Origin of the sequence: Nocardia sp. GP40 (assembly GCF_050434125.1) — a bacterium.
Lineage (GTDB): Bacteria > Actinomycetota > Actinomycetes > Mycobacteriales > Mycobacteriaceae > Nocardia > Nocardia albiluteola.
In genome coordinates this window covers 1-10,537 of the sequence record NZ_JBNPVW010000039.1, presented here as the reverse complement: position 1 = coordinate 10,537, position 10,537 = coordinate 1, and the positions used below count along the sequence as shown (strand labels likewise).

General features: G+C 64.1%; 10 protein-coding genes. 3 read left to right on the top strand and 7 right to left on the bottom strand.

Translation table 11 applies throughout. The annotated features are described in order from the left end of the window. Positions 1–336: 336 nt before the first annotated feature. The 3 genes from ABH933_RS45205 to ABH933_RS45195 all read right to left on the bottom strand — a co-directional run bounded on the left by ABH933_RS45205 (position 337) and on the right by ABH933_RS45195 (position 3,663). Positions 337–534, bottom strand: coding sequence for a helix-turn-helix domain-containing protein (locus tag ABH933_RS45205; RefSeq protein WP_429429314.1), 198 nt, complete (start codon positions 532–534; stop codon positions 337–339). A 427-nt stretch (positions 535–961) separates the two neighbouring features. Beyond that, entirely contained in the window at positions 962–1,465 is a 504-nt protein-coding gene (locus tag ABH933_RS45200) for a hypothetical protein (protein WP_429429302.1), read from the bottom strand. Between the two features lie 930 nt (positions 1,466–2,395). Next, a protein-coding gene (locus tag ABH933_RS45195) for an IS3 family transposase (RefSeq protein WP_429429304.1) occupies positions 2,396–3,663 on the bottom strand; the annotation gives its coding sequence in 2 pieces (ribosomal slippage) (positions 2,396–3,384 and positions 3,384–3,663; 1,269 coding nt in all). Between the two features lie 76 nt (positions 3,664–3,739). Between ABH933_RS45195 and ABH933_RS45190 the strand changes: the two genes are divergently transcribed. Further along, a complete protein-coding gene (locus ABH933_RS45190) occupies positions 3,740–4,867 on the top strand; it encodes a GNAT family N-acetyltransferase (protein WP_429455338.1) in 1,128 nt (375 codons plus the stop codon). 65 nt (positions 4,868–4,932) lie between these two features. On the opposite strand, the gene ABH933_RS45185 is transcribed toward ABH933_RS45190, so the two are convergent. Then, positions 4,933–5,925: a hypothetical protein gene (locus ABH933_RS45185; protein WP_429429306.1), complete on the bottom strand. Its 993-nt coding sequence runs from the start codon at positions 5,923–5,925 to the stop codon at positions 4,933–4,935. A gap of 80 nt (positions 5,926–6,005) precedes the next feature. Between ABH933_RS45185 and ABH933_RS45180 the strand changes: the two genes are divergently transcribed. Next, the gene (locus ABH933_RS45180) at positions 6,006–6,617 is read left to right on the top strand and encodes a 3'-5' exonuclease (protein WP_429429308.1); all 612 of its coding nucleotides are present in this window, start codon (positions 6,006–6,008) and stop codon (positions 6,615–6,617) included. Positions 6,618–6,946: 329 nt separating this feature from the next. After that, complete coding sequence (locus ABH933_RS45175; RefSeq protein ID WP_429429310.1) at positions 6,947–7,549, top strand: hypothetical protein; 603 nt, start codon at positions 6,947–6,949, stop codon at positions 7,547–7,549. Positions 7,550–7,792: 243 nt separating this feature from the next. Here ABH933_RS45175 and ABH933_RS45170 read toward each other — a convergent pair whose 3' ends face one another. The 3 genes from ABH933_RS45170 to ABH933_RS45160 form a co-directional block, all read right to left on the bottom strand. Next, entirely contained in the window at positions 7,793–8,017 is a 225-nt protein-coding gene (locus ABH933_RS45170) for a hypothetical protein (RefSeq protein ID WP_429429312.1), read from the bottom strand. 33 nt (positions 8,018–8,050) lie between these two features. Then, a complete protein-coding gene (locus tag ABH933_RS45165) occupies positions 8,051–9,004 on the bottom strand; it encodes an endonuclease/exonuclease/phosphatase family protein (protein ID WP_429455336.1) in 954 nt (317 codons plus the stop codon). Positions 9,005–9,209: 205 nt separating this feature from the next. Next, the gene (locus ABH933_RS45160) at positions 9,210–10,004 is read right to left on the bottom strand and encodes a hypothetical protein (RefSeq protein ID WP_429429372.1); all 795 of its coding nucleotides are present in this window, start codon (positions 10,002–10,004) and stop codon (positions 9,210–9,212) included. Positions 10,005–10,537: the final 533 nt, after the last annotated feature.

Below are 10,537 nucleotides of genomic sequence, written 5' to 3'. Positions count from 1 at the left end.
GGTCCCACTGGCGCCGCCGCCGACAACACCAAGCCCGGCTATCGCACTACCGGCGCCGAGGCCACCCACTCACCTGAGTGACGTTGCAGTATTAGCGGACCCGCCCGCCTGGCGACACCGGTCCTGCCGGCGGCAGCGCCAGGCGAGGAGGACGTCCGATCGGCGACCAGCATTCAATGCAGAAGTGCCCCACCGGTTGGTGAGGCCCTTCTATCTGGACAACACATTGGTTTCCGGTGGGCGTGCAGGGGACTTCGAACATCAGCGTGCGCGAATTCACCTGCACCACGATGCTTCTGGCTCGAAGTCGTGTGCACGGAGACCGTGGCACCGGGCTCAGCTTGTGGCGGTCTCGGCTCGCAGGTAGCTGTAGACGGTTTCCTGGCTGATGCCGAACTCGTTGGCCAGCAGCGACTTCTGCTCGCCGGCCGCGGCGCGCTCGCGCAGTTGGTTCGCCTGCTCGTCGGTGAGTGCGGGTTTGCGGCCGGTGTAGGCCCATGGGGTCCATCTGGTCGAAGACTGGCGGTAGCGCAGCTACCGCAGATAGTTTCCGGAGTCGTCCCACCCGGGGAGGAGCATCCGCCCCAAGGTCGGCGCTTGGGTTACCGCACATAGCCTGCACCTATGCGCGACAACCTGTTAGCGCCACTTTTCGCAGCCACGGACCGAACAGAGCGAAAGTCGTTGCTGTGCAACATGTTCGAATTGCCATGTCAGCTAACCGCCACTTTTCGACCAGATGGACCCCACATGCCGATTTGAGGTCTTGCCGCGAATGACGGGGTGGCAGCCCTGGCTGCGGCTCAGCTGCGTGTGCCATAGGCTGAGATCGAGTAGCGAAAATGCGACTTGACCAGTGTGTATGTCGCATTTTCCGCCGATGCTGCGGCGACCTGATGAATGAAGGGGCAGCAGTTCGAGACCGCTGCCCCTTTCGTCGTGAGCTGTTGATTGGGCTCGGCTACTGGAAGTTGTAGATGTGCTGTTCGGGCACGCAGTTGTCGTGGTCGCACGCTCGGCTGGTTTCGGTGACCTGTTTGGAGCTGAAGTCTGCGACGAAACTTGAATTGACCCAGGTACTGGTTATGCAGGACGTTTGTGACGTGCTGAGCGTGCATGTGTCGTTGGGATCCGGCTGGTTGTCACCTCCAGCGGTGGACGTTATGCGTACGGTCTGCGAGTCGTCGTTCCAGCACACGTTGTCCTTGAGCCATTGATTGGCGTTGTTCGAAGACTCGTAATTACGCCGCCAGGTTTGACACTGCTCGGCTTTGGCAGCCTGGTGCCGCACGGTTGTGGGGAGTGCGGCGGCGGGGGCCGCCAGCGCCTGGCCCGCGGTGCCGGCCAAAAGGCCAAGGGCTGCGGACAGGACGGCCGCGGAGGTGACCACGATGGGGGTCTTCGATCTGTTACCACGTGCGATGCCGAGTGATATGCGGTTACGCCCCTTACGATTCCAAGTCATAGCAGACGACTCTAGATAGCCGGTGCAGCTGAGGGGCTGTCTCCCCAAGCGTGTCGCGCCGCCGTTTACACCCGTGGGTTCAGCAACCTGGTCACGCTCGCCGATCAGCTCGGTCGCCGTAGTATCGGCGGAAGATGCGACATATATGCTGGTCAAGTCGCATTTTCGCTACTCGATCTCAGCCTATGGCACACGCAGCAGCGGAGCCGCAGCCACGGCTGCCACCCCGTCATTCGCGGCAAGACCTCAAATCCGCCCGAAATTCGGCGAGTTCCACGGGAACCCCTTGCTCAGATACCCGTAGCCGATTCCGGCCAGCCCGGCGGTCACCTCGAGGGACTGTCCGCGCCAGGCCGGATCTCCCGCAGCCTGCGCCCCAGATCGGTCGCCGCGGCGAACCCGCCGGCGGCGTACTCGTTTCCCGCACCCATACCGCACACGCTACGACCCCAGCGACGAGCGCACCCGGCGCCGCCCAGGGCCACCGGATCCCCGAGTCCCGGTGCGGCATCGCCCAGCCCGCATCGGATCCGGAGCCCGCTCTCTGCGAAGGGCCACATTCAGCGGCGCCGGGTGCACATTCCAGCATTCGCGATCGCGGCGATCCTTCCACTGCCCTTCCGACGGCCCTGTGATGACCCCTCACTGGGACTCCTTCCTCTGGGCTGTCTCGACATGCTGGGCGTCGACGGCTTCGGCGAGGTAGCTGTACACGGTTTCGCGGCTGATCCCGAACTCCCGTGCCGCCCGTACGCTGGCCCCGCACCACCCGGCATGGCGAGACCGCAGATAACTGCGTCCGGGACACTCGGAAAGCACTACGCGAGTTGGCCATAGTCATGGGCTTCACGAGACCAAGACCAAGAACCGCGCCCCGGTAAGTCGTTGGAAATTGATCGATGAGTCCCCCCGGGTTTCGTGCACACCCGGTTATCTGTCCGCAGCCTCTTGCTGGGGCAGGTTTGCATAGTAGTCGGCCTCGTACTCGACCGGTGGTTTGCGGCCGAGCCGGTGCATCAGCCGGGACTCGTTGTACCAGGTCACCCAGGCGGCCGTGACGTGCTCGACATCGGCCAGCCGCCGCAGCGGCCCAGTCCGGAATGGCGAATCATCTCGGATCGCTTCGGTCTTGTAAAGCCCAATCGTGGTCTCCGCCAACGCATTATCGAACGCATCGGCCACCGACCCGACAGACGGCCGCACGTCCGACAGCATCAGTGTCTCTGCGAACCGGATCGAGGTGTACTGCGATCCAGCATCGGAATGATGAATTGTGTTGATGTTCAACGGGTTACCCTCACGCGCCCGCGCTGCTGCGGCCTGCAGCAGTGCCGATTCCACGAACGTGGTCTGTTTGCTCGCCGAGCACTCCCAGCCCACGATCCGGCCCGCGAAGGCGTCGATGACGAACGCGGTGTACACGAATCGCCCCGACTCCAACGGCACGTAGGTGAAATCGGCGACGACCAGCAGATTCGGTGCCGGCACCCGGAACTGCCGGTTCACCAGATCCTCCGGTCGCCTCGCGGCCGGATCCGCTGTGGTGGTGCGTGGCTTTCTACGCCGCGTCACCCCACGCCAGCCATGGGCGCGCATCAGCCGCTCGATCGTGCAGCGGGCCACCGGGAAGCCCCCACGCTGCAGGTGTGCCCACATCTTCTCCGCCCCGTACAGGCACTCGGGCTTGCGTTTGCCGTGCTCATCGGGCTCGTAGTAGCCGGCGAGGATCTCGGTGACCGTGGTGTCCCACAGACTGCGTTTCGACGGCGCCCGGCTCGCCCAGGCATGGAAGGTGCGCGGCGCGATGCCGATGCCGTGCGCCGACAGTGCCCGGCACATCGCCACGATCGAGAATCGAGCCTTGTACTCGGCGATGAACTCACACACTAACGGTGTCGCGGGTGCTTGTCCCGCGCGAAAAAAGATGTTGCGGCAGAAAGGATTTCGATCGTCTGCTCCAGCTCGGCGATCTTGCGTTTCTGCTCGCGGATGATCCGGGCCGACTCGGTGGAGACCCCGTCGGCGTCACCGCGGTCGACCGCAGCCTGGCGAAGCCAGTTCCGCAGCGTCTCCGCGTTCATGCCCAGCCGGGACGAGACGGCCTTGATTGCCGCCCACTCACTGGGATAATCGTCCCGATGATCGACGACCAGCCGAATGGCCTTGGCCCTGATCGCAGCGTCGTACTTCGATGGCATAGCGCGCCCATCCTCTCAAGAAAGAGAGTGAGCACGAAACCCGGGGCGATTCACCCTGCCCGACATCGGCGCCACGGTGACGGTGGACGGGCACGCTCATGGCGGATTCGTGCACCGCCTCGAAGTCGCGTTGGCCGCGCTGCGCCCCGATGTCGCCGTGAGGATCCACAACCACGGCCGCAGCGGGGCCACCAGCCGCGACCTCGTCATGGTCATCGAGCATGCGGACCTCGAACAAGATCTGGCCTTGATCGAGTGCGGCACCAACGATGTGCTGCGCCGATACCAGCCCGGCCGCGAACACGACGCCGTCGACATCGAAGAGTTCACCCGAAACTACCGGACAATCCTGGACACCCTAGCGGCCCGGTCGCGACGTGTGTTGTGCTTGTGCGCGCCTCCGGTCCATCCGGCCATCCTGGCGGATGCCGAACAGATCAATCGGGACCTGTTCGCCTGCAACCTCGCTGCCCGAGCCGCCGCCCGTGACACCGGAGCAGTGTTCGTCGACTACTGGGGCAAGTTCACTGCCACCGCCGCGCTACTGCGCGAGCAGAACACCAGCACCACTAGCACCCCGAGTCCGTGGGCCGCCGACGGAATCCACTTGTCCCCCATCGGCACCGAGCTGATCCTTCGAAGCATCGAGAACACCCTGTTGGACAAGAACGTCATTGCCACCCTGCTGCCGCGACCGGTCTCCACCACGAACACCACCGATGTCGTGATCCGCGCCGCCCGTCTCGAGGACATCCCTGCCGCGGTCCGGCTTCACGCCGACGTCGCCGCGGAGGAACGGTGGGTCGGTGCCGAGCCGCCGGTGGACGAAGCCGATGCTGCCGACGGGTTGGAGAGGCTTATGACGGCAACGGGCACTGCGGTGTTCGTCGGCGATCACCCCCGCGTCGGCGTCGTCGCCTCCGCGACCGTCTATTTCGTTGCGGCCGGGGTCGCCGAGCTCACCATGATGGTTGCTGCCGGTCACCGGCACCACGGTATCGGCACCGCCCTGCTCGATAAGCTCATGGATTGGTGCAGGACTCACCAGGCCCACAAACTCACCCTGCAGGTGTGGCCGCACAACCTCCCCGCGATCGCGCTCTACCACCGCGCCGGCTTCGACACCGAGGGAACGCTGCGCGCGCATTACCGGCGCCGCAACGGCGAACTCTGGGACGCGATCGTCATGGGCCGCCTGCTGTAAGAACCGATACACCGGTCGCATCACCCGAGCACACTCCGGAAAAACCACAGCTTGCCTACAGGCGCTCAGGGTGCCGCGGTCAGCAGGTCACTGTTGACATGTGTTGCCCAAGTGGCAATGGCGCTGCGCTCGGATTCCGGGTGCCAGGACCAACTCTGACGAAGTTTCGGCAGCGACAGGTCCGGAGCAAGGCTGGAACCCGCGAAGCCGATTCCCGGGCCGAAGTCAGTAGGTCGCGATGCACCGTATCCGCAGACGCCCAGGCCATCCGCGGATCTCCGGGCCGACAGTACGAGCCCGGCAGCCAAGCAATTCCGCACGAAACCGGCTTCGTTCTGGGCATTCATCGCGGACTCCCGCACCAGCCGCTCCACTGTGATTCGCTCAGGCTCGTCCCAGCCGTGGCGCCGCGCCTTGTCCAACTCGCCGCGCGACGGCCACACACGCTTCGGGGTCGAATTGTCGGTACGAGGCACGACCGGAATCGTCCCGTCAGGCCGATAGTCTTCCACGACATTCAGATAGGCATCGATCAGAGAGTGGGCAATCGCGAGCCCGCTCGCGCCTGGACCGCTGCTTTGCGCCATGACGAACACTGTGAGCGCCATCATGATTTGCTCTCGAATCTCCTGCCAGTTCTCGCCGTCCGCGTCGATGCCGTACGCATCCTCGACCGCAAGCAGTGCTGGCCCAAGTTCATCGAACAGCTCAGCCGCAACGGGATGCGCGCGCGACCACAGGCGCACCGAATCGACCCAGGTTTGGACCTGTTCCCGCATCGACATCGGCAAGGCTCCGGTCATGTCGACGCGCTCGACACAGCACAACGCAGCCAAAGAGCAATCCGCGCACATCAATGGGTCGGAAGGGTCGCGATGCACGCAGATGGACCCGGTCGCCACGATGAGAAACTTGCCGACGAACTCATCGATGCATTCGATGTTCGACCTGTAGCACATGCCACAGCGGCAACCCCATTGCCACACATTCCGGTATGGTGACCCGTCCTCCGGATCACCTACGGCTACACGCAACTCGTTAACTCCCGCGAGGTTCATGCTCCACATGGTGGCGGTACACACCGACAACAATCGTTCAGCATCGTTGGATGCAACCGTCAATGTCGGTGGTGCAGTGCATGATCGACAACATGAGCACGCACTGGCCCTCATCGTCCTTGGTGTCGATCGACATCGAACCTGGCGGCCGAACCAGCCCCTTCGGTTACATCGGGGTAGCCGAGATCGTCGGTAACGCGATCGAGAGCTCATGGTTGGTGAAGTTTCGGTCACCGCACTACAGCTGGCCCGCAACCAGCATCAATCCAACACCCCGGCTCGTCGAGGTGTGGCATTGTGTCGACGCGTTCATCGGGGATCGGATTGCCGCAGCGTACGGATACAGCTACGACATAAGGCATCTCACGCAACTCCTGAAGCTCGAAAAGCTGCCCATCCGCCCCATACCTGTCGTCGACGGGCTGAGTCTGGCGAGATCGCTTGTGCCCGGCGGCGGCTCCTTGCAAGCGATGGTGCTCGCCCTAGGTCTGCTCACTCGTGATGAACTGACCGCCTTGCACAACAACCGCTCATCGACACGACCTGCCAATAAGTGGCTTCTCCACGATGCCGAGGACGATGCACTCGCGAACGCACGACTATTCCTTCGTGCTGGGGGCGGCCGTTTCGATGTGAACAACATAATCACCGCATACAAGCTCCACATCCGATACCTAGTCCCGCACAGGTGATTCGGGAACGTGGCCGTGCTGCGGCCACAAGCAGATCCGTAGTAGCCGCCCACCGGATCCCGAATCGAATCGGCGGCACGCGGCGCCGCGGCGGATGATCGCGGGTGTCCCCTGCTTCCAGCGGCCTTCGGCTGACCCGACGGCGTCGAGGTATTCGATGCGTGAGATGCCTGCTGCTGCCTGATCGAAGCGTACAGCGGGTCAATGACAACTTGGCAGGCGCTCGTAGTGCGGGCTGGTGCGGCACGCTGTCCTGGCCTAACGAGTAAGCGGCTCGGCAGTATTCAGATCGTTGATCGTGAGGTTGAAACATGTGTAAGGATTTGCCTATGAGCCCTCGACGGACTTGGCAGGACGGCCGCGTGGGCCTCCTCCTGGCCGAACTGGACAAGCACGGTCTGAGTATGTCGCGAGACCACGCCGCTGAGGCCATCCGCGGGCGAGTGGTGGCCGTGGCTGCTCAACTTGGTGTCACAGAGAAGACCGCTCGTACTTATCTCACCGACGACGTTGTGCACGACATCGCTCACAAGCTCGCTGCGTCGTTCGCCCACGAAGCACCTGGTCAAAATCCGCTCGAACTCGGTGCAACCCATACCGTGCCCACGAGCCTGGTCGGTCGAACAGTGGCGGGCTTGGCCATTGTCGCGCAGCTCATCGTTACCGACGAGCCGACCGGTACCAACAAACTGGCCTTCAACGTGCGCCAGACCACTGCCCTGATCTCAGACTGGGGAATCTCGCTCGAACGGACCAGCGACCAGGCGGCGGTCTATGTCCACGAATCGCTTATCCACCGCACCATTCGCGAATTCGAAAAAGGCATCGCGCGCCTCGACGATGATACCGACCGGCACCTGGACAGTGATCCGGTTCCGCTGCGAGAAGCGCTCGAAGACAACGTCATGCAGCTTCGCAAGGAACTGAGCTGAAGGCTACGTGGCCACCTAGCCATAATAAGACTGATTATCGAGTCCAGCCGCGGTTGAGCCGTTCGAAGTAGGCGTCATCCGCGGCCTGGATCTCCTGCTCGGTCATCTGCCGACGGGCCTGCGGTTCGGCCGGAGACGGTCCGGTGGCCATTGCGCCCGGCCTCCTTCATGGCCTCCGCTATGAGGCGATCGCCGGTCAGTGGCCGCGCTGCCTTGGCGGCCTCCCGGGCAGCCTAGGAGCACTCACGCGCGCATCGGACGATGGCACGCCCGCACGGTCACCGAGTATGCGCCGAGCAGCCCGACGCGCTCGACGAAATACGCGGTCACGCGACCGTCCGGGTCGCGGTGAACGACCGTGACGACACCGTCTCGGCGCTGCGCGGCCGGATCGTCCGGCGCGATGTCTCGGCCCGCGGCATCGGCGTACCACACGATGCGGTCACCGATGACAAATTCCTCGCACATACGTTCGATGATGACACGTCGGCTCGAGAGTGCCTACGTGCGGTCGGCTTTCTGGACCGCCAGTGCTGCCAGCCGCTGGCGCAGGATCGGCAGGTCCACGACGACCTTCAGCGGCAGGTGGTCCGAGCCCTGTCGGGTGATCGGCGTGGAAACTGGCTCACAGCTCAGGATGGCGGGCAGCATCGGCGTGGTCACCCACGCCAGGTCTATACGCCGAAGACTGTGCGGTCCATCCGGATACCAGTGCCCGATCGTGGGCTGCCACTCGCCACCGAGAGCCGCTGCCGCATCGTGCAGCAACCCGCCGTATGACAGAATCTCCGCTGGCCGACGGTTGACGTGGACGTCGGTAATCTCCCCATCGGCCGCTTCGGTCCAGTCCACCTGGAAAACGTGCTCGGGCGATGGGGGCTTTCCCTCGTAGGGGTCGTTGTCATAGTAGGTGCCCTCCGGTGTGCGGGCGTTGGACAGGCTGTTGAAATCACCGCAGATCATCAGCGCATCCCGAGTGAATCCACTGGTGGCCACGAGCATGACCCGCTCGGCCTCCTCCGCACGCTTGCCCTTTCCGAGCGAGGGCGCCTGGTAGGCGGCGACCGAGATCTCGATCCCACCGATGCTCACCGTGCCCACGACCATGGCGTGCCACAGTTCCCCCGCACCGTAGAAACGCCAGGTCCCGGCGACCGGACTCACCTGTTCGGAATCCCAGAGAATCGCCGCGTGCATCTCGTGGCCGCCGAAGGCCACCGCGACCTGACCATCGGGCAACTCGCATGCGAGCCCTGTCGCCTGCGCCAGCGACCGCACCCGCGACCGCGCCTCCTCCACGGTCGGGGCATAAATCTCCTGCAATAACGTCACCGCAGGCCGCTCATCCCGGATGGCCTGCTCGACCAGCAACTGCCGTTCCTGTGCCTTTCCTGGTCTCACATATTCAGCGACATTCCAGCTGATCACCGTCACCGTCGTTGGCGTCTGCGACATTCCCGCTCTCTCCCACGCCAGTGCTGTTCCGGCCGCCTCACCGTAACGCGGAATCCCCCGTCCGAGAACCGATTACCGTCGGCGACCTGACGGGCCATGATCACACACACTCACAGCGGCTGATCGGGTGGTGACCAGCTGGTTACGCACAACCCGCGAACGCACCAGGTGCAAGTACCTCACGTGGGGCATGAGCCGAGGACGATCACGACCGGTGCCCAGGTGCTGGAGGTTGGCGCAGGTATCCGAGCGGGAGCCCGTCGAAGATCAATGATTCATCGTGTAATCGGCGCACCTGATGTTGCGCGCCGAGGATGAGGTTCACGTCCGCAGCGGCGCGAACCAGTTGCTGCCATTTCAGATACGACTCGTTCCCAGCGACGTGTTCGAGCGGCGGCTGGCTCAGAATCTGTCCCTGTGCGGCACCGTACAGGGCGGTCAGCCCAGCTTCCGCGCGGTGGTGCTCGTGCGAGTGCTTCACGACCGGTGAGCGTGGCTCGAGGCGCGCGCTATGGTGCAGATAGGACAGCACCCCGTGTAAGCGGGTGTCCGGCACGTCGGGGTCGACGTCGGGCAAGGTCGCGGCCCAGACCGCGATGACCGCCTGCAGCCACAAGTGATATTCGATCTCGTCGTCGCTGAGGCCCTCGTGAGGAAACCATGCCGGGACCACGTAATCACGAGAAATGCTCCGCACCGCCGCCCCCGCGACGCTCCGTGTTCCGGCGCGCGCGGAGCCAGGAACAGCTGTGTCGATCAACTTGACGACTGCGGCCGTCATTGCCGGGAAGCCTGGCCACACTGGCTCCGTGTGCGCGCGCATGAGCGGGTCGAGCATCACCATCCCCTGGTAGTGGAGGACCGTGGCCCCCTCCCGGCAGGCGCCGGCACCATGCTCCACAAGGTCGCCGAGGTAGCTGCGGGCGTGGAGGTGATCTCCGGTGAGCATCCGCTCCAAGCCCAGCAACGCCAGCACTTCGGGGTGGTTCTCGTGCGTCATCGGACATCCCCGCCGACCAGCACGCGAACAGTGTTGGTGGTCACCTCGGACACCCTAAGCCGCCATTGTTGGTCTGTGCGAACGGATTCCCGACGAGCCAGCATTCCCTATGATCTGCCACCGACGCGCGCCGCGCGCGTCTACACCTCACGCGGATCGGGTTCCATGGTGACCTCGATTGGGCAGTGAAGGCCGCCAGTCCAGCCGATCGCGCTCTATCACCGCGCCGGCTTCGACACCGAGGGAACCCTTCGCGCGCATTACCGGTGCCGCAACGGCGAACGCTGGGACACGATCCTCATGAGCCGCCTCCTGTGAGAACGGGAGGCCACCCCGCCATCCGCGCGAACAGGGTGCCATCGGCTACCCGAAAATCCGCCCGTTCGCCAATGCGACGCGGACGGCCGTCAAACGCCCAGGCCAGCGGAGTGGGAGCCTCTAATACTGCAACGTCACTCAGGTGAGTGGGTGGCCTCGGCGCCGGTAGTGCGATAGCCGGGCTTGGTGTTGTCGGCGGCGGCGCCAGTGGGACC